At 46.8% G+C, this 18,898-nt stretch carries 18 protein-coding genes; 2 read left to right on the plus strand and 16 right to left on the minus strand.

The window, feature by feature from the left end; all coding sequences use genetic code 11:
* Window positions 1-27 precede the first annotated feature (27 nt).
* Window positions 28-906 carry a UbiA-like protein EboC gene (eboC, locus tag ACYVEA_RS26320; protein ID WP_461116449.1) on the plus strand — a complete coding sequence of 293 codons (879 nt, stop codon included), beginning with the start codon at window positions 28-30 and terminating at the stop codon, window positions 904-906.
* 75 nt (window positions 907-981) lie between these two features.
* Here the strand turns inward: eboC and ACYVEA_RS26325 are convergent, their stop codons facing one another.
* The 9 genes from ACYVEA_RS26325 to ACYVEA_RS26365 all read right to left on the minus strand — a co-directional run bounded on the left by ACYVEA_RS26325 (window position 982) and on the right by ACYVEA_RS26365 (window position 8,136).
* A complete protein-coding gene (locus ACYVEA_RS26325) occupies window positions 982-1,413 on the minus strand; it encodes a BrxA/BrxB family bacilliredoxin (protein WP_093830848.1) in 432 nt (143 codons plus the stop codon).
* Window positions 1,414-1,510: 97 nt separating this feature from the next.
* A complete protein-coding gene (locus ACYVEA_RS26330) occupies window positions 1,511-1,822 on the minus strand; it encodes a DUF59 domain-containing protein (RefSeq protein WP_461116413.1) in 312 nt (103 codons plus the stop codon).
* Window positions 1,823-1,834: 12 nt separating this feature from the next.
* Window positions 1,835-2,269 carry a SufE family protein gene (locus ACYVEA_RS26335; protein ID WP_461116414.1) on the minus strand — a complete coding sequence of 145 codons (435 nt, stop codon included), beginning with the start codon at window positions 2,267-2,269 and terminating at the stop codon, window positions 1,835-1,837.
* Between the two features lies 1 nt (window position 2,270).
* Complete coding sequence (locus ACYVEA_RS26340; RefSeq protein WP_461116415.1) at window positions 2,271-2,465, minus strand: type II toxin-antitoxin system RelE/ParE family toxin; 195 nt, start codon at window positions 2,463-2,465, stop codon at window positions 2,271-2,273.
* 292 nt (window positions 2,466-2,757) lie between these two features.
* Entirely contained in the window at window positions 2,758-3,996 is a 1,239-nt protein-coding gene (locus ACYVEA_RS26345; RefSeq protein ID WP_461116416.1) for a SufS family cysteine desulfurase, read from the minus strand.
* A 114-nt stretch (window positions 3,997-4,110) separates the two neighbouring features.
* Window positions 4,111-5,028, minus strand: a complete 918-nt coding sequence (locus ACYVEA_RS26350) for an esterase-like activity of phytase family protein (RefSeq protein ID WP_461116417.1) — start codon at window positions 5,026-5,028, stop codon at window positions 4,111-4,113.
* A 106-nt stretch (window positions 5,029-5,134) separates the two neighbouring features.
* The gene (gene sufD / locus ACYVEA_RS26355; RefSeq protein ID WP_461116450.1) at window positions 5,135-6,460 is read right to left on the minus strand and encodes a Fe-S cluster assembly protein SufD; all 1,326 of its coding nucleotides are present in this window, start codon (window positions 6,458-6,460) and stop codon (window positions 5,135-5,137) included.
* Window positions 6,461-6,542: 82 nt separating this feature from the next.
* Window positions 6,543-7,292, minus strand: a complete 750-nt coding sequence (gene sufC, locus ACYVEA_RS26360; RefSeq protein ID WP_461116418.1) for a Fe-S cluster assembly ATPase SufC — start codon at window positions 7,290-7,292, stop codon at window positions 6,543-6,545.
* Window positions 7,293-7,422: 130 nt separating this feature from the next.
* The gene (locus ACYVEA_RS26365; RefSeq protein ID WP_461116419.1) at window positions 7,423-8,136 is read right to left on the minus strand and encodes an SDR family oxidoreductase; all 714 of its coding nucleotides are present in this window, start codon (window positions 8,134-8,136) and stop codon (window positions 7,423-7,425) included.
* Window positions 8,137-8,371: 235 nt separating this feature from the next.
* Between ACYVEA_RS26365 and ACYVEA_RS26370 the strand changes: the two genes are divergently transcribed.
* Window positions 8,372-9,211 (plus strand): porin family protein, encoded by an 840-nt coding sequence (locus ACYVEA_RS26370; RefSeq protein WP_461116420.1) that lies wholly within the window; start codon window positions 8,372-8,374, stop codon window positions 9,209-9,211.
* Between the two features lie 86 nt (window positions 9,212-9,297).
* On the opposite strand, the gene ACYVEA_RS26375 is transcribed toward ACYVEA_RS26370, so the two are convergent.
* The 7 genes from ACYVEA_RS26375 to ACYVEA_RS26405 form a co-directional block, all read right to left on the minus strand.
* Window positions 9,298-10,020: a head GIN domain-containing protein gene (locus ACYVEA_RS26375; RefSeq protein ID WP_461116421.1), complete on the minus strand. Its 723-nt coding sequence runs from the start codon at window positions 10,018-10,020 to the stop codon at window positions 9,298-9,300.
* Window positions 10,021-10,317: 297 nt separating this feature from the next.
* Complete coding sequence (locus ACYVEA_RS26380) at window positions 10,318-10,527, minus strand: hypothetical protein (RefSeq protein ID WP_093830869.1); 210 nt, start codon at window positions 10,525-10,527, stop codon at window positions 10,318-10,320.
* A 46-nt stretch (window positions 10,528-10,573) separates the two neighbouring features.
* Window positions 10,574-11,050, minus strand: a complete 477-nt coding sequence (locus tag ACYVEA_RS26385; RefSeq protein WP_461116422.1) for a MarR family winged helix-turn-helix transcriptional regulator — start codon at window positions 11,048-11,050, stop codon at window positions 10,574-10,576.
* Window positions 11,051-11,209: 159 nt separating this feature from the next.
* On the minus strand, window positions 11,210-12,139 hold the full coding sequence (gene ctlX, locus ACYVEA_RS26390; RefSeq protein WP_461116423.1) for a citrulline utilization hydrolase CtlX: 930 nt from the start codon (window positions 12,137-12,139) through the stop codon (window positions 11,210-11,212).
* A 135-nt stretch (window positions 12,140-12,274) separates the two neighbouring features.
* On the minus strand, window positions 12,275-13,774 hold the full coding sequence (locus tag ACYVEA_RS26395; protein ID WP_461116424.1) for an arginine deiminase family protein: 1,500 nt from the start codon (window positions 13,772-13,774) through the stop codon (window positions 12,275-12,277).
* A gap of 221 nt (window positions 13,775-13,995) precedes the next feature.
* Window positions 13,996-15,495, minus strand: coding sequence for a RagB/SusD family nutrient uptake outer membrane protein (locus ACYVEA_RS26400; protein ID WP_461116425.1), 1,500 nt, complete (start codon window positions 15,493-15,495; stop codon window positions 13,996-13,998).
* 20 nt (window positions 15,496-15,515) lie between these two features.
* On the minus strand, window positions 15,516-18,713 hold the full coding sequence (locus ACYVEA_RS26405; RefSeq protein ID WP_461116426.1) for a SusC/RagA family TonB-linked outer membrane protein: 3,198 nt from the start codon (window positions 18,711-18,713) through the stop codon (window positions 15,516-15,518).
* Between the last annotated feature and the right edge of the window lie 185 nt (window positions 18,714-18,898).

The following is an 18,898-nucleotide window of genomic DNA, read 5'->3' on the forward strand; positions in this document are numbered from 1 at the left end:
CCGCACCGGTGGACCGGTCTTTCGATCATGGAAATTAAGGCGCTTCTTTCCCTTACTCGCCCTGCTAATCTTGTTACGGCCATTGCTGACGTGCTAGCGGGAATGGCTATTGCGGGTTATTTCATGCTTCCTGAAATCGCTCCATCTCCGGTAGGCTGGCTCGCCCTGGCAACCGTTGGGTTGTATGGCGGGGGCGTTGTCTTCAACGATGTTTTTGATGCCGAGTTAGACGCCATTGAACGACCCGAGCGACCTATTCCGAGTGGGATTATTAGCAAAAGCACAGCTATTTTATTGGGAAGCGCTTTGCTGGCTGTTGGTATAGCTACGTCATTTCTCGTAAATCAGACAGCTGGTCTTCTGGCTATTGCCATCAGTGTAGCATCACTCGTGTATGACCGATTTGGAAAGCACCATAACTGGCTGGGCCCTGTTAACATGGGCCTCTGTCGGGGCCTGAACTTATTGCTGGGTGTTAGTGTATTGCCTGATCAGGTTATGCCCTGGGCATGGGTTGGATTGGTTCCGATTGCCTATATCGCAGCTATAACGATGATTAGCCGGGGGGAGGTGCATGGTGGCAGCCCCACTATACTACGTGTAGCTGGTCTGCTATATGCCCTTGTGATTGGATGCGTTGCAGCGCTGGCTCAACGGCAGCAGCAATTGGGAACCGCATTGCCTTTTCTTATTCTGTTTGGTTACTATATTTTTCCGCCACTCTGGCGAGCCGTAAAAGAGCCAATCGGTCCAAACATTGGCTTGGCTGTACGGGCGGGGGTGTTATCACTCATCGTCATGAATGCTGCCTGGGTGGCATCGTTCGCATCGTTCCCCTTAGCGATCCTGGTATTCTGTCTCTTACCACTCTCGCGATTGCTCGCGAAAATCTTTGCGGTAACGTAAAAAAAGTCGTCAGTCATGAGTTGATAGCTGCTAGTATTTTTATTAACGACTATCAACTCATGACTGACGACTTTTTTAGGCGTTCTGTGGCGTACAGAACTCTTCCAGCGCCATTTCGAGGTGCTGGGCAATCATCTGCGCCGAACGACCTTCAATATGGTGCCGCTCAATGAAATGTACTAGTTCGCCGTCTTTGAAAATGCCAATGGCAGGCGACGATGGAGGATAAGGAAGCAAATACTCACGCATTTTGGCGGTTGCGTCCAGATCACCACCCGCGAACACAGATACCATCTTATCTGGTTTTACGGGACTAGCGGCTAAAGCTGCTTTCACGCCCGGACGAGCTGCTCCAGCTGCACAACCGCATACTGAATTCACCACAACCAGCATGGTGCCTTCAGCATTTTCCATGGTATTCACTACGTCGTCGGCAGTGGTCAATTCTTCGAACCCAACACTGGTCAGGTCTTCCCGCATCGGGATAAGCAAATGAGGAGGATACATAATTTTAGTGATTAGTTAATAGTTGCTAGTCGTGAGCGGTTAGTTAATAATCCCTTTTTTACTGATTACTGTTGACTAACTACTACCGACTTAAGTTTTACATAAATCCAAGTTCCAATTTAGCTACCTCCGACATTAATTCGGTGGAGTAGGGGGGATCGAACGTTAGCTCAACACTTACATCATTGACACCCTCAATAGCCCGCACTTTATCTTCGATTTCGGCCGGAATTGAGCCGGCCGACGGACAGGAAGGCGAGGTGAGTGTCATCAGGATATACACGTTATTCACCGGGAATATCTTGATGTCGTAGATAAGTCCCAGCTCATATACGTCTACTGGGATTTCAGGGTCGTATACGCCCTTAAGCGCCAGTACCACCTGTTCTTTTAATTCTTCGTCTGTCATTTTCTTGCGTCATTAATGACTATTTTCTGATACGGAATAGGCCCGACCATAGGCTTTCATCCGTTCAATCATCGAAGCCAGCCCACCGGCCCGCAACGAGGTAATTAAGTTGCCCATGCCAACTCGCGGTATAAAATACAAATCAGCCTTGGCAATGTCTTCTGGTTTTTCACCTGACAATACTCGAATCAGCAAGCCGATCAAACCCTTTGAAATTTGGGCTGTTGGCTCGCTATCACCATAGAAATATAAACCATCGCCTTTTAACTCAGCATCTACCCACACTTTCGACTGACAACCCATAATCCGATTCTCATCTGTTTTAGACGATTCAGGCATGGGTGGCAATTTTTTACCTAAGTCAATGATGTACTGCGTTTTGTCGAGTTGGTCATCGAACAAATCGAACTCCTCAATGATCTCGTCCTGCTTTTCGTTGATTGTCATTCTAAATCTTACCTAAATGACCGGCTTGATGCCGAACACCAATAATCGTTATAGTATTGTTTAAGAAGATATAGAGTAAGCGATAATTTCCTACTAATATCTCTCTTAGATAACTAACTTCCTTTTCTGGAACCTTACGGCCCATCTCTGGAAATGACTCAAGCAAACCAAGTTTTTTGTCAAATCGTTTGACCAATTATCGACATAAGTTAGCGGAGAACGAGACAATTAATGCAGTACGTCACGTAGGTCTTCTTTTGCTTCGTCTGTTCAGATTATTGGCGTGCCTGAATCCATTCCTTCATATCCCGCATAACGTCTTCATTCTTGTGGCCTTTTCCTGGTCCAAGCTCTTCCATCGCTTTTCGTAGCGCTCAAGAATAATTAATCGCTCAACCACTTCGTCAAGAGATATCTTATCAGGTAATTGGCGAAAGGATTCAACAATGGCGGCAGTACTAATCATAAAAAAAACGGTTTAAACGTTTTTATAGCATCATTTTTTGAACCCGTCGCAGACCCTGCACGAGCCGGTCAATTTCGTCTCTGGTGTTATAAACCGCAAACGATGCCCGCGTAGTTCCGGCAATACCGAAGCGTTGCATGAGCGGCTGCGTGCAGTGGTGACCCGTTCGGACGGCGATACCCTGCTGGTCTAAGATTACACCCGTATCCTGGTGATGAATGCCATCCAGCACAAACGATATAACACCGATTTTATGCTTTGCCTGTCCGATGATGCGTAGCCCATTCAATTCACTGAGTTGTTCGTTGGCGTACTGAAGCAGGTCGTGTTCGTGAGCCGCAATATTCTCTTTACCCAAACCTGCCATGTAGGACAGCGCGGTTTTCGCGGCCACTACGTCGGCAATGTTGGGCGTACCGGCTTCAAATTTGTAGGGAATATCGTTGTAAGTTGTTTTGGCGAACGTAACCTCTTTGATCATTTCGCCCCCGCCCCGATAGGGAGGCATGGTATCCAGAATATCTTTCTTTCCGTACAAAACACCCATGCCCGTGGGACCGTAGAGTTTGTGGGCAGAAAGAACGTAGAAGTCGGCATCAAGTGCCTGCACGTCAATTTCGAGGTGCGAACTGGCTTGTGCGCCGTCGATCAGGACAACTGCACCAACTGCGTGCGCTTTGTCGATGATTGTTTTGACTGGGTTGATGGTGCCAAGCGAATTGGAGACGTGCACGCAGGAAACAAACCTGGTACGTTCGGATAAGAGCTTTTCGTAGGCATCAAGCAGTAACTCACCTTCGTCGTTTACCGGAATGACTTTCAGAATACATCCTTTTTCCTCGCACAGCATTTGCCAGGGAACGATGTTGGAGTGGTGCTCCATTGTTGAAATTAGTATCTCGTCTCCCTCTTTCAAAAACTGGCGGCCGTATGTTTGCGCCACTAGATTGATCCCATCCGTTGTGCCGTAGGTAAAGATGATTTCCTGCCAATGCTTTGCGTTCAAAAACTCCTGAAACGCCCGGCGGGATGCTTCAAATGCAGCCGTCGCCTGCTCAGCCAGATGATGAATACCCCGGTGAATATTTGCATTATACCCCTCATAATAACCGCTAAGCGCATTAATGACAGAAAGCGGTTTCTGGTTGGTCGCTGCATTATCGAAATATACCAGCGGACGCCCATTTATTTCCTGATGAAGTATGGGGAAGTCCTGGCGAATTTGCTGAATATCGAGGGTAGTGTCTATAGCCGATTGCATAACGTACTGGTATTGAAGAAATAAATTGCTCGTATCTCTACTTGAAAATTTATAGTGGAGATGGAGTACTTATATTGAAAACGTAAACGATGGGTGGTTAGGTTCGTATAAATCCTATCGCCTGCGCAAAACAATCACCTGATTTCGTAGGGTTCTGTTTCGACGGAAATTATCGTCGGCAACGAGGACCAATGTCTGTTTGGCCGCGTCGGCCCAGGCCATTGCTTCCAGATTGCAGGTAATACCGGGAAATTGTTGGGTAAAATCAAATGCCAGTTCTTTAGTTAACATATGCGTTGTCTCATTTGACGTTGCTACGTATAAATTGGCGGTAACCTGCTTTTTGACAGCATCATAACAGCGCTCCAGCACGAGTACCCGTTGGTCATCGATAGCCACTATCTCAGAGATACCGCCTAATAGCTCTTCGCCCTGTGTGAATGGACAGCGGTTTATAGGGTATTTATAGCGCTCAATGACCGGGTCTGGGGAAAGTGGGTCTGGATAGCGAAAAAACGTTATCGTATCCTGATTCATGCGGGTTTCGCCTTCCCAACCTGCTTCGGGCGCTACCCAGAGCGCACCCGAGGATGTTAACGCAATCCCTTCCAGTCCTTTGTTCGGGCCGGGTAGCGGCATTTTCAATAACACCTGATTTGTAGTATCACTAATTAATTTGCCGTATAGGAGGGACGTAGTGAATTCGTGTTCATCCGTCCAGAAATAAGTAGTTGCCTGAGCATTATAGCGAACACCTTCAAACCAAAAGGGCGTTTTCTGAGCCAATTTTAAGTGTGACTTGTCACCCAGATCACGGATAGTTCGAACGTTGTTGAAAATAAAATGCCAGCCCCTGTCACTAACGAAATGCCATTCTCCCGTGGTTGGTACAATCTCAAGCCCTGAAATGCCGCGCAGACTATCGCTGACAAATGGAATGGTAATCGAATCGCCTTCGAAGGTAAAGTCAATACGTTGCCCCAAGGCAAATCTGGTGATCAGACAAAAGGCAAGTAAATACACTATTCTCATAGATAGCTTACAGAATAACATCTACTCCTCTAGAAGCGAATCGGTCAGCCAAACAGTAAGGCAAACTGTTCAACTGACCGATATATTGATTGTATCGATGGGGAAATTACTTCATTAGCTTCTCTGTTACAACACGTTCCAGATAGTCACGGATAGACTGGATTTTGATCTGGCTCAATACGTCCTGTGAGAAAGCATAAAGCAGCAACGAACGGGCTTCATCCTTAGGGATACCCCGCGAGCGCATATAAAACAGCGCTTCGTCATTGAGTTTCCCCGTTGTAGTGCCGTGCGAACACTTTACGTCATCCGCAAAAATTTCCAGTTGAGGCTTGGTGTTCATCGAAGCCCCCGGCGACAGTACTACGTTCTTACACGACTGATACGCGTTCGTTTTTTGAGCGTCGGGCCGGACGAAAATCTTACCATTGAATACACCTGTACTATTATCGTCCAGAATCCCTTTGTAGAGTTCACTACTATACGAATTGGGCATAGCGTGATCGACAAGGGTATGGTTGTCAACGTGCTGACGGCCGTTGGGCATGTATAAACCATACATGAACGCTTCGGCATGTTGACCGTTGAGCACAATGTTCAGGTTGTTCCGAACGAAGTTTCCGTTGAGTGTTACGGTAGCCGAATAGAAGTGACTATTATCCGATTGGTTTACCTGCGTAGTGCCAATATGATACGCTTTTTCGGTTTCGTTCTGCACTTTGTAATACTGCATCCGGGCATCACGACTCAGGGCGATTTCCGTGACAACATTAACAAAACTTGACCGGTCGCCTAACGTTCTATACGCTTCGGCCACCATTACTTCGGCGTTTTTACCTACCGTAATAAGGTTACGTGGCTGAGCCGCAATATTTTTATCGCGGGCATCGGTAATGTAGCGCAGGATAATAGGTTGCTCGACGGTCATGTTATCAGGTACGCGTATCACCACCCCGTCGTTAGCCAGAGCGGTATTCAATGCCGTAAATGCATTCTCTTGATAGTCAGCGTAGCGGGCGAAGTGCGAGCCTATAAAATCGGGATCGGCTTTGATTGCTTCCGCAAAACTCGTGATCTGAACTTGCGACGCCGGGCTGATAATGCGTGAAAGCTCTGGCTGATACCGACCATTAACAATGTAAATAATATTGCCATCAAGGTTCGGAATTTCCAGCGGATTCAGATCATTGGCCGTCAGTGTGATCGTGTCATCCAGATCAAAGGCTTCTTTGAACAAGCCATTGACGTTCGAATACTTCCATTCTTCATGGCGGATCGTGGGGAAGCCCAACAGATCGAATTGCTTGAGCGCCGAGCGTCGGAGCTGATGAAATGGGGTTTTACTGGCCCCATTCATAAGCTCCTCATTGGTTCGGAAAGCAGCCAGCAACTGGTCTTTAAAATCGTTATAAGATGCGTAGGAGGGAGTCATCATTTTTAATGATAAATGATGAATGATAGATGATGAATGGTTCGTGCTGTGAATCATTCATCATCTATCATTCATCATTGATTTATATGGCTTCGGCTTTGAGCCAATCGTAGCCTTTTTCTTCCAGTTCCATCGCCAATTCTTTGGGACCAGACTTTACAATGCGACCATTGTACAATACATGTACATAATCGGGTACGATGTAATCCAGCAGTCGCTGATAGTGAGTTACCACAATTGTAGCCCGCTCTGGCGACCGGAGTTGATTAACACCGTCGGCCACGATACGTAGCGCGTCAATATCCAGACCCGAATCGGTCTCGTCCAAGATAGCCAGTTTGGGTTCAAGCATGGCCATTTGGAAGATCTCATTCCGCTTCTTTTCTCCTCCCGAGAAGCCTTCGTTCAACGACCGGCTCAGCAGAGACTGGTCGATATTAACGAGCTTCATCTTCTCCTTCATCAGTTTCAGAAACTGCACGGCATCAAGGGATTCCTGACCGCGATGTTTCCGAATTTCATTCAGCGCTGTTTTTAGAAAATTGGTCGTACTAACACCTGGAATCTCCACTGGATATTGAAAGGCCAGAAAAATACCTTCGGCTGCCCGCTCTTCAGGCGCTAATTCCAATAAATCTTTACCTTCGAACAACACGCTGCCGCCCGTTACTTCATACTCGGCGCGACCTGCCAGTACCGATGCCAATGTGCTCTTGCCGGCTCCGTTAGGACCCATAATCGCATGAACTTCACCGGCCCTGACTTCCAGATCAAGCCCCTTTAATATCTGTTTCTTGCCAATAAAGGCTTGTAAATTACTGATGGATAACATAATAGAGTATAGCGTACCGGCTAAATGAAGCCGCAAAGATAGCAGACTAAACAGTATCAGTCCTGATTAAATAACAAAATCGGGTACTTAAAAGTTGATGCGCTTCGCTTTATTCTCCGTTGCTAAAAGGCTACCAATCTACTTCCTGTTTATCATGCCAGAACTTTCCCGTTTCAGACTGGGGGGCATCCGTAGCCAACCATACAATTGTCTCGGCTCCTTTCTCAACAGGGCGAGAAGCATGAGCGCCACCCATATCAGTGCGAACCCAGCCCGGATCAACACAGTTAACAGCTATATTCTCTTTTTTAAGTGCACCCGCGAATTGTTTTGTCACGGCGTTCAGCGCGGTTTTGGAAATGCTGTAAGCTGGGGCATACGTATTCATTTGAGAGAGCGCACCGGCACCACTCGATACGTTGATGATGCGACCGCCATTAGGGCTCTTTTGCAGATGGGGCAGAAAATCCTGAATTACTAAAATGGGCCCGTTAACGTTCGATTTCAGGGTTCGGTCGAGCATTTCGGTGTTTAATTTCAGAATGTTTTCGCCATGATCTTCCAGAATGCCCGCGTTATTGATCAACACATCTAAATGATCTGCCTTTTGCGAGAACACACCACTGGCGTTTTTAATACTAACAGGATCTGTTACGTCGAGATGAATGAACGTGGATTCATAACCCTGCTGACAAAGCTCTTCCGAGGTTTCGCGACCTTTGGCCATATCGCGGGCGCCAATAAACACGGCAAAGCCGTGCTGTGCCAGCTGCCTGGCGATTTCTTTGCCTATGCCTTTGTTGGCACCGGTAATCAGAGCCGTGCGCTGGTGTTCGGTTTTCATGGCTGTTACGTAGTGAAAGGGGCGTTAACTTATTTTAACTTTTTGAGACTTCCCAAAGCAAGCAATGTACGATTGATGGGGCATAGCTCGTTGAAAGCCTGACATTCTAGTTACTTCACTTACCCATAAAATGTTTACAAATCAGACCGTATGATCAACTCGATGACCGTTTCCTAAGTGCTGTTATGAAGTTTTGTAGTTAAACGACTAATCTTACACAATTAATTTACCAACTATGAACCTAGTAAAATCGGTTTACTCTTTTCTGACTTTTATGATTTTATCGGTTGGCTTATCGTTCGCACAAACAAGTGGCACCACGACTAAGCCTATGGCAACGACCAGCACCAATCGTCAGCAGGAGCTTTATGATGAATATCATGGCATAACGAAAAAACCAGCTACGGGTGCGCCTTCTTCAACACCAGTGACAAATCGTGTTGACGCTCAGTCTCAGTCTACAAATTCGGGTACGTCACGGCCAACTGTAACAGGAACTGCCGGTCGGCCTGGAAAGACGTCGTCGAGCGAGTATGGTTCTACCCTCAGAATTGGTATACGTGGGGGCGTTACGCGAGTAATTTTTACGGAAAGTCAGCCACTCATCGACCCAGGTATTGGTTTTGTGGGAGGAGTAATGCTGAACGTCGGAAATGGCATGTTTTCATTCCAGCCCGAGGTAAATTATGCCCGCTATAATTTGAAAGTGCCCTTAGTTGCCGGGGGGAAGATAACAGCCGCTTTTGATCAAATTGAAGTGCCTTTATTTCTGAAAATAGCAACAGGGACCTATGCCGGACATCGTTTTTTCATAAACGTTGGACCGTACGGCTCTTATTTAGCTAGCAATAGTCTAAATGGCAAGAAAGAAGCGGTTGATAATTCAATAGATCGATTTCACTTTGGGGCAGCCGCCGGGATAGGAGCAGCCCTTAAAGCCGGACCAGGCCATGTTACCATTGAAGTGCGTGGCTTGTATTCATTTGATCGAATTGCAACGGGCTTTACGCCTAACATAAGACCGATACTGACACAAGGATCTATAGGTTACTCATTTCCCCTGGGCGGGCGGTAACCACAACTATTTCTCATAGAGTGGGTTTTTAGAATGGCGACGACCGTTGGGCGTCGCCATTTTTGTGTTCTGTGATATATCTTTACTTACTCCTGTTTCCGAATCTTGGACAGGCCCGACACGTCCTGCGATTTTACGGTTGGATTGCCGGTATAATTTATCGTGCTAACACCACTGGCCTCGGCCGATAATGTTTCGGTCACATGAATATCGGCCCGGCTGGCCCCGTCGAGTTGAATGGTGGCACGCGCAATGGTTAACTTATCCGCGCTTAGTTTACCGGCACCCGACAAATGAATATCCGCTTCAGTAGCGGTGCCCTGCAAATTGGCCTGAGAACCATCTTTCACGGTCAGAGCCAGTTTTTTGGTTGTGACAGGGGCCGTTAGGCGACTTCCCGTTTCGACGGTGGCGGTCAGATTGTCACTTTGAATCGGCAGAGTCGATTCGACGGAACAACCCGTACTGACCTCTACCTGATCAAGTTTTGCTACGTGAATGGTAACGGTGACGGTTTTCGTCTGGCTGAAGCTTTTATCCTTCTCCAGCATGATTGTCAATTCATTGTTTTTCACTTCTGTCACTACGTGTTTCAGGATATTGCTTTCGCCTTCCAATTCGGCTTTTGCAGGGTCGCCGGTTGTAATGCGCACCCGCATGCCAACGCGCACGGCCAGTTTATGGAACGTCGCCAGGTTGCGCTGCTGTTGCGTAACCTGGCCATTCCCTTCTATTTGACCCTGCGCATAGATTGACTGACTTAACGCAATTGTCAGAAAAATAAGGAAAGCTGTTTGTATAGATTTCATTGGTAAAAGGGATTTAACAGGTAGCCACTATTTAAGGATGATGCCGATCGCCGGGACGTTGCTTCGTCAGGCCAAGATACTAAAAATTGATCCGAAGCTGCGGACTGGCTTTCATGATCCTGATTGAGCAGGATAGTTCGGCGCATAAAAAAAGTGCTCGACATCGAGCACTTTCTAATTTTACGGTGTGGCTTTACTAATTGTAACGTAATTATATGGTTAAGAGTGAATTTCCAGATGTGTGAGTAAACAGGCTTGGGTCAATAAAGGAGGTGGAGCTTACGCCAAAAAAATATATTAAAAAAGTAGCTTCCAGCCGTTAAAGAACAGGTCTTTGCCAGGCTGTCCAGACCAATTATGAGGTTTGTCATCAATGTCGGATACAGATGCTTCTTTTTGCACAACAATGGCCGAAATGCCTTGCTTAGCCAACGACTGGCAGATTTCTTTTGTCGTGGCATTTCCTTTGCCTATCATCAGTCCTACGGTTTCCTCGTTCGTTTTCATCTTGTTGATTTTGTTGTATGTGCAAACAAATTTTACGGCAAATTTTTTATTCTCCCTCACCTAATGCCTGCGCAGCCTTGAATACCTGCTGCGTTAGCTGGCAAACGTCTTTTTCGCCAATTAGCTGAGAATAACGGGTACCTACGCGGTCCCAGGCTTCGCTAACTATGGGTTGCAAGGCTTCGCCTTCGGACGTTGGATAGATCAGTGTCTTCTTCCCTTCCGATTCGCGCCGGACCAACCGTTTTGATTCCAGTTTTTCCACCAACCGTGTAATCGTAGATGGTGTTAAATACAGCGTTTCGCTTAATTGCGATGGGCTGATTCCCGGTTGAGCAACTACTTCACACAACAAATAGGCGTGTGAGTAGCAGAGACCAAAGCGACCAAACTCTTCGTCACCGATGGCTGTGATAGCCCTGGCTAACGCGTTTGCCGAAAATAGTAAACAGGCACTGTAAGGCTTTGTATTCTTCGCTGTGCCAGCTACGCAATTCGCTTCCTTTACTAGTTCAGTTTCCATATTATGCTGACAAAGGTAAATGATGATATTTGTATGTGCAAGCAACAGCTAAAAAAAATAATCATGAAATAGAAAAAAACCAGGTGATTATAAAAAAGCCCTGCCTTTCAATCGAAGCAGGGCTTTTTTATAATCACCTGAAAAATATAAGCTGTCCTGTTATTTTAGGGGCAAATGCACCTCGGCTATCATACAGCGGGCCGAACCGCCACCATTTCCTTCAATGGTCGACAAGTCGAAGTGAAGTAACGTAGTGTAATCATCCAGCAGGTCAATCTGTTTTGGGGTTAGGGAGTTATAGGCACGGGTTGACATGACGAGTAATTTTTGTCCCTTCTTTGTCAGCACCATCAGCATGTTTCCGGCGAAACTGGCCATCTGCTCCAATGAAATATCAATTACCCGCTTGTTCAGTCCTTCCAATTCCTGCCGGACCATAAGCCGTTCGTCGGGATCACTAATAGCGGCCAGGCAGATGATCGCAAATGTATCGGCGATACACATCATCACATTGGTATGATAAATGGCCTGTCCGCTGGCATCAGCGGAGGAGAATGATACAGTCCGGTAACCCGTTTGACGGGCAAATTCGGCCAGTACGTCGGGGTGGGTGCGCGGTGAAAGACTGGCAAAAGCAACCCGGTTCATACGGTCGAGCACCAGGCTGCCGGTACCTTCCAGAAACTTCCCTTCCTGCTCAAAATGGGTCAGATCGATAATTCGGGCAACGTGAAAGCGCTGGCTAAGATCGTCGATAATATCCTGACGCCGTTCGAGTCGACGGTTTTCGGCCTGCATCGGGTACAGAACTACCGTACCGCTGGCGTGGAATGATATCCAGTTGTTCGGAAAAATCGAGTCGGGGGTATACGTATCAACGGTATCATCGTAAATCATTACGTCCACGCCCATAGCCTGGAGCTGATAGGTCATCTCATCGAATTCGCGCCGGGCATCTTCCTGTGCTACATCCTTCGTTTGCGCAGCTAGTTTACTGTCCTGAAACGCGTTTGAATCAGCCGTTTGCTCATTGAAACCGAATCGAACGGGACGAATCATCAAGATGCGGGATGTTGCTTGTGATTGCATAAGAGTTAGGTGTATATCGGCCAATCAGGCCAAATGGGTTAGCAAATTAACACCGATGTCCGAATTGTTCAACAATTCAATAAAAGACAGGTGAGGGACCTACAAGGTTTCCAAAGCCTTATAGGTCTGAGAATGTCATAGTTCATCTCGCAGCAATGGCAGGCTCATACAATGCGAGCCGCCCCTCGCCCGCGACAATTCAGCTGATGGAAGCATGATAAACGTATGCTGGATGGTTTCTGGTGACGATTCACCCTGTTCAAACCGTTCCAGCAATCTGGCGGCTCCAATGACCTCGAATCCAGCCTCCCGAAACGCATCGGCGGTTTTCTCGTTACGATCATAGCCTATGACGACGCCGTCTTTCAAGGCTAAGAGATTGCAGGAGTCCGTCCATTGCTCCCGCGCTCCGAACGGAAATTCGTTGTTGCCCGAATAAATGAACTGCACCGGTTCAGTAGCGCCCAAATCGTTTATACTGATGCCCGACAATAAATCTTCGAGGTTTTCAATCTCGATAGGTTTTTGCTCCTGACCTTTTGTAAACTGAAATATTTTTAACTCTTCCGACAGGTCTTTCGGCGCGAAGAAATGTAATACGTCCCGTTTTTTGGCTTCATCGCCGGTTCGGGCCAGTGAACCCAGTAGTACCCAAATATTACGTTTGACCTGCGTAAAGACCGTGTCAATATGCATATAATCGCGCTTCTTCGGGATTTTAATGATCGTTACTGTGTCCACCAGATCTTTGCTAAATACAAGCCGCATCACCTGTTGCGCTGCGTAGAGGGTAGTACGTTCACTGACACCAATTATCAGGTGCCGTTTGGCAATCATCATCACGTCGCCCCCTTCGAGTGTCGAACGGGTTACGTCGCGATTCGTGTCGGCATCGGATAGGAGGAAGGCGTGTTCATTGTCCGGGATTTCAATGATTTTGTCCTGATAATCGGCAAACAGCGGGTGATTGAAAAAGATATATTGGGTTAGTAAAGCCTCGCGGGTACGAGCTAGTTTTGCGGGTTTATTGAGCAGAATATGATCGTTGATGACAATGCCGATGTCGCGCGTGAAAATGAAATTTGGCAAAGGCGCAAATAACATTGTCAGGTTGGGCAGCGAGCCAGAAATCATGATTTTGGCCAGTTCAGTAGGCTCATACTGATTTAATTGCTGCTGGGTTCGGAACGACGTTCGCTCAATCCCGCAGATGGCGGCAATCAGACGCGTACGAATCACTTCATCAGCTAGAATATCAGATAACAAGCACTGGATATCAACCACCTTGTCCGATTTGAAATAGTCAGCGTGGTCGGGTTTGAAGAACGACCGATCCGAATCCGGCCCTATTTGGGTAATTTTTCCGCGCACTTTGTCGGGGTCTAGGAAGTACAGCAGAATTTTAACGTAGTAGTCGTATTCATCCCGGCGCATCATGTCCAGATGCACGATGTCCTCGAACAGCCAGTCCTGGGCTTTTGACGGCACAACTTTGCCCAATCCCCGGTCGGGGCTGTGAATAAGCAGCCGTTTGAGCGTGCCAATTTCAGAAGAAACATTGATGCGGCCTGATGTATCACCTTGCCCGGCAATAACGTGCCTATCGCTTTCGGTCAGTTGAGTTTCAGTTTTCATAAACATGATTGGAACGTAGCATACGAAGCAAGTTCACAACGGCAAGGTACGGGTTTAGGGCTGAAAAGAAATGGGTTTTACTGTTCGTAGGCTTCGACCAATCCATTATGTCAAGTCAGTGAAGCTTTCACGTTGGAAAGTAAATTTATGAATCGGATTTAACGAAAAAGAGGCTACCTCTTGCGAGATAACCTCTTTTTCCTGACTAGATAAATTTGAAATTAATTGTCCGTAGCTAGTTTATTCAACGCAAGTTCCGAAGCCGAAATTGGCCAGATATAACCATTGTCGGTTGGCGCTTTAGCCTGGGCTGTTCCTTTAGCCGGAATGGTTTGTAACAAACGCATAAGGTCGTTGTTACGTAGTCCTTCTCCCAGGAACTCAATACGACGTTCTGTTAGAATCGCATTGATCAGGTCCGTAGGGGAGGCAAAGCTGGCGGCTGTAAAGGTTGTCGTTGCATCCGACCGATTGCGTACTGCGTTTAACAACGCTACTGCCTGCGCATCTACTATATTACTCGTACGCACTTTGGCTTCAGCCAGATTCAATAGCACTTCGGCATAGCGAATTACAGGTACGTAATCCGTATACGGGCTGCCAGTCTTGTATTTATTAAGCCAGTTTTTAACGGTAGTTGTACCCGATTGCTTGATAAATGACCGGCGTTTATCGGTTGATTTCCAGCCCGTATTGGCAATAATCCCGTTAGGATTGAGCGAAAACTCTCCATTTCCAACCCCACCGTTGTCAGGTGTTGGGGAAAAGTAATAGGCCAATTGGTTCTGCGTACCTGGATTATCACCCGCGGTGTTTGTCATCGGCAGCGAGAAGATGGATTCTGGCGTAGTATACGTTGTGAAGACAGCCGTAATATCAGGCTGCAACGCATTCGCGACATTTGAAGGCGACGAGAATGGAGCCGTAGTGCTTACCATCTTGTTAGCCTCCGTAATTACACTGGCATAATTTTGCATGCTCAGATAAACGCGTGTTTTTAGCGCAATCGCCGTATTCTTGTGGGCACGGGTTACGTTGTCAGAAGCCGCCGTGTATTTTGATGGTAAGTCCGCTTCTGCTTCGTTCATATCTTTCAGAACTTGCGCATACACATCTGCTACTGAACTTCTTACCAAGTCGGACTGACCTGCGCCTTTAATACCTGAAAGGCGTAGCGGGAGACCCGGCTTGCTACCACTGCCGTCGGCATAAGGACGAGCATAAAACTGAAGCAGGCTATAGTAGACTAAGCCACGAATCAGTTTGGCTTCAGCTACGTACTGTTTTCCCAAATCGGCGCCTACTACTGTAGTGCCACCGGCGGCCATCCCGTCCAAAAAGATATTACACTTATTAATAGTCAAATAAGCGGCATTCCATAGCGTCGTAACAGCAGTTGCGCTATTGGTTGGGTTTTCAGCCCATACGTCAGAACCCGTAATGAGGTTATTGGTTTCGTTGATAAAATCTTCTCCACGAATATCGCCATATACTACGTAGCGACCTCCGTATAAATTACCATCTTTAAGACCGCCGATGTTGGTGGCATTGGCTGATCCGTAAAGCGACAGTAACTGTGTTTTTATGCGGCTGACTGTGCTAAACGCCGATGCATCTGATACTGACGTTTGTGGAATTGGACTAAGCAGATCCCGATTACAGGCGCTGAAGCCCCAGCTAATCAGGCATAAGGCTGCCGAATATATTATTTTCTTTTTCATAAAATCTTTGATGAAACGTATTAGAAGCCTGCGCGTAAACCAACTGTAATTGTGCGTGCGTTACCAATTGTGTTTCTATCGACACCTTGCGACGAAGTACTGTTGTTGCTACTGGCACCGTTTGACGATACTTCTGGATCTGGACCAGGGTATTTTGTGATGAGACCTAAGTTCTGACCACTCACGTAAATCCGCAAATTGCTGATTTTAGCTCTTGATGTTAGTGATGCGGGTAGCGTATAGCCTAAAGACAGCGTTCTGAGTCGCACGAAGTCACCTTTAAATACATTGATATCCAGAGGCATGGCTGAACCATTAGAAACGTTGTCGCCATAAACAGGCTTAGCATATTTCTTGCCGGTATCGCCTTCCTTCTGCCAGGCATCCGTCAGCACGTCTTTGGCATTGTTCCACCAGCGCTGGTCATGCAAACCGGCGTTGGTACCATAATACACGTAGAAGCCTAACTGATAGGTAAGCAAAACGCTCAGGTCAAAGTTTTTGTATTTGAATGTGTTATCCCAACCGCCGTATTGTTTTGGTAAAACGTTGGCATACATGACGCCATCTGTGGCCTGCGTAATAGCCGTTCCACCACTTGGGCTGATGTATTGAGTTTTGCCATCAGGAGTCGTCGAGTAAGCATATTGCTTTTGCGTGGGATCTGTGGTTGGTGGCACGTAGTACTGGTAATACACGTTCTGGCCTTGCGAGTTAACAAAAATCCGCTTTCCAGAGGCCGGGTCAACTCCGTTGGTACGAACCACCCAAAGCTGGCCTAATGAATACCCGGGAGCCGTTTGGTTTACCGTTTCACTCGTACCGCCACCGATACCCGTTTGGATGACGTTTAAGCCAGGAGCCAGCGAGGTAACCTCATTTTTGTTGAACGTAATATTGAAGTTTGAATTCCACTGGAAATCCTTCGTATTAAGAACGCGGGCGTTCAGCGACAACTCTACCCCTTTGTTATACATAGTACCAACGTTTTGAGGAGGGTTGGTTGGTAGCCCGGTTGATGAAGCCTGTGCTACGTACAGAATCAAGTTGTTGATGTCGTTTTTGTACCAGGCAAACTCACCCGTGATCCGATCGTTAAACAAACCGAAATTAAAACCAACATCTGTCTTCAAACTGGTTTCCCATTTCAGATTCGGGTTACCCACATTAGAGAAGTACAAGGTAGAATTACCACCGTATAAGCCAGAGGCATAAGTAGAGTAGGGAGTGTAGTCACCTATGCCACCAATGTTACCAACTTTACCATAGCTACCGCGTATTTTAAAGCTGCTGAACAGATTATCAAGGCGGGCTGCTTTCCAGAAGCCTTCCTGAGCGATTTCCCAACCTGCTGATGCGCCCCAGAAAATCCCTTTCTTCTCTCCTAATGCTGAATATTCGTCCTGACGAACATTACCGCTTAGAAAGTATTTTTCTTTATAGTTGTAATTTAATCGGCCAAAACCTGACAACAGATAGTTCTCGCCATATACCATACCTGTAGCGTTATTCGTTACCCAGCCGGCCTGAATCTGCGTATAAGCATCATCCGATAAGCCCTGGCGATTGATACCGTACGAATTTGAGGTACGCCGTTGTTGTTCCTGACCAACCAGCAAGCTCACATTGTGGCTACCCGCAAAAGTCCGATCGAACTGCGCTGTATTTGTCCATACCCAGGTTTTATTGGTTCCGCTGATAGCACTCCCATAGCCACTATAGCTGTAGCCATCTCCACCTTTAGGCGACCAGAAAAGATCATTATTAATTAGTAGATAATCTATACCGTAGGTGCTTCTCAGGGTAATCCAGTCCAGAGGCTTAAATTGTGCATAGACATTGGCCTGAATATGATTACTTTCTGCGTTGGAACGGTTATTGTCGAGGGTAACCACTGGATTATAATAGGACAATGAGCTTATTCCGCTGATGTTTGACGAACCAATGGCAGGCCCATTCGTATTGTACGTGCCATCATTATTATAAGGCGAAATGATGGGAGGAAGCACAATAGCCAAACGGCCTAAACCGCCAGTATTGTATGCTTCGCCATATAGCGAACCTGATGACGTAGCAGACAGGTTTTTCTCATTGGAATAAGAAATTTTACCCCCAACCGTGAATAGCTTGCTGAGCTTGCTGTCCATGTTGAATAAGGTATTGATCCGCTGAAAATCATTCTTCTTCAGAATACCCTGTTGATTCGAGTAACCAACTGAGAAATAGTAATTGGTTTTTTCGGAGCCGCCCGAGATGTTTACATTATGGCTATGGGAAACCCCCTGCCGATAAACCTGGTCATACCATTTCGTATCGATAGGGTTGCCATTGGCATCGTTTATCTGAGTATACTTAATGGCGCTGGCCGATGGGTTATTAGCAACGGCCTGCGTTTTGAAACTAATGTACTCCTGTGCATTCAGCAGCGATGGTAACCGATAGACGTTTGAAAAGCCTACCCACCCATCATAATTAACTTTAACGGCACCTGTTTTACCACGCTTGGTCGTGATAAATACTACGCCATTGGCCGCACGGCTACCATAGATCGCCGTTGCAGCTGCATCTTTTGCTACGTCCATGCTTTCAATATCATTCGGGTTGATACTGGCCAATGGGTTGGCAGGTGCGTTTGTCGATGAATAATCTCCTGTAAAGGCCGGAACGCCATCCACGATGATCAAAGGCTGAGAGCTAAGAGAGATAGAGTTTGTACCACGAATTCGGAAAACAGGCGGGTTGTTAAGTACACCGTTTGGAACCGTAATCTGAACACCTGCCGTACGACCAGCTAAACCGGCTTCAAAACTTTGAATAGGCATATTGGCAATGGTTGCCCCTTTCACAGAAGCAATGCTACCCGTAGCATCGCGCCGGGTCTGCGTGCCGTAGCCAACAACAACGACTTCGCTTAGTTGCTGAGCGTCGCCCACCAGCGCCACGTTAATAGTTGTCTGATTACCGACAGCAACTTCTTGATTTGTGTAGCCGATGAAGCTAAATACTAACCGGCCATTAGCCGGTGCGGTCAGTTTATAATTCCCCTGTGCATCTGTGTTTGTACCGCGATTAGCCCCTTTTACCTGCACAGTCACACCTGGCAGGGGTGATCCGTCGTCTGATGCAGTAACGCGACCGCTAACCGTTGCATCCTGCGCCAAAACTGGCAAGCAGCATATCAGTGAAAGCAACCAGCTCCCTAATAAAATTTTGCGCATAAGAACATATAAGTTAGAACATATAGTAAAATCCCGGAAGGGGAATACAAAGTTAAAGTAGAGGTAATAAATTACCATCATTTTAGTCTGATGTTTTTTGTAATATTCCGATACGGGGCAAAGTATATGGACTTTAGTTGCGTAGAAATAGTAACCGGGTTAGGTCTTACCTCTTGCCCCCCGAT

The sequence above is a fragment of the Spirosoma jeollabukense genome (assembly GCF_054777855.1).

Excerpts from the sequence above, each read along its gene's own strand:
- eboC (WP_461116449.1), top strand. The coding sequence starts at position 28 with ATGGAAATTAAGGCGCTTCTTTCCCTTACTCGCCCTGCTAATCTTGTT.
- ACYVEA_RS26325 (WP_093830848.1), bottom strand. The coding sequence starts at position 1,413 with ATGTATCCTCCTCATTTGCTTATCCCGATGCGGGAAGACCTGACCAGT.
- ACYVEA_RS26330 (WP_461116413.1), bottom strand. The coding sequence starts at position 1,822 with ATGACAGACGAAGAATTAAAAGAACAGGTGGTACTGGCGCTTAAGGGC.
- ACYVEA_RS26335 (WP_461116414.1), bottom strand. The coding sequence starts at position 2,269 with ATGACAATCAACGAAAAGCAGGACGAGATCATTGAGGAGTTCGATTTG.
- ACYVEA_RS26345 (WP_461116416.1), bottom strand. The coding sequence starts at position 3,996 with ATGCAATCGGCTATAGACACTACCCTCGATATTCAGCAAATTCGCCAG.
- ACYVEA_RS26350 (WP_461116417.1), bottom strand. The coding sequence starts at position 5,028 with ATGAGAATAGTGTATTTACTTGCCTTTTGTCTGATCACCAGATTTGCC.
- sufD (WP_461116450.1), bottom strand. The coding sequence starts at position 6,460 with ATGACTCCCTCCTACGCATCTTATAACGATTTTAAAGACCAGTTGCTG.
- sufC (WP_461116418.1), bottom strand. The coding sequence starts at position 7,292 with ATGTTATCCATCAGTAATTTACAAGCCTTTATTGGCAAGAAACAGATA.
- ACYVEA_RS26365 (WP_461116419.1), bottom strand. The coding sequence starts at position 8,136 with ATGAAAACCGAACACCAGCGCACGGCTCTGATTACCGGTGCCAACAAA.
- ACYVEA_RS26370 (WP_461116420.1), top strand. The coding sequence starts at position 8,372 with ATGAACCTAGTAAAATCGGTTTACTCTTTTCTGACTTTTATGATTTTA.
- ACYVEA_RS26375 (WP_461116421.1), bottom strand. The coding sequence starts at position 10,020 with ATGAAATCTATACAAACAGCTTTCCTTATTTTTCTGACAATTGCGTTA.
- ACYVEA_RS26380 (WP_093830869.1), bottom strand. The coding sequence starts at position 10,527 with ATGAAAACGAACGAGGAAACCGTAGGACTGATGATAGGCAAAGGAAAT.
- ACYVEA_RS26385 (WP_461116422.1), bottom strand. The coding sequence starts at position 11,050 with ATGGAAACTGAACTAGTAAAGGAAGCGAATTGCGTAGCTGGCACAGCG.
- ctlX (WP_461116423.1), bottom strand. The coding sequence starts at position 12,139 with ATGCAATCACAAGCAACATCCCGCATCTTGATGATTCGTCCCGTTCGA.
- ACYVEA_RS26395 (WP_461116424.1), bottom strand. The coding sequence starts at position 13,774 with ATGAAAACTGAAACTCAACTGACCGAAAGCGATAGGCACGTTATTGCC.
- ACYVEA_RS26400 (WP_461116425.1), bottom strand. The coding sequence starts at position 15,495 with ATGAAAAAGAAAATAATATATTCGGCAGCCTTATGCCTGATTAGCTGG.
- ACYVEA_RS26405 (WP_461116426.1), bottom strand. The coding sequence starts at position 18,713 with ATGCGCAAAATTTTATTAGGGAGCTGGTTGCTTTCACTGATATGCTGC.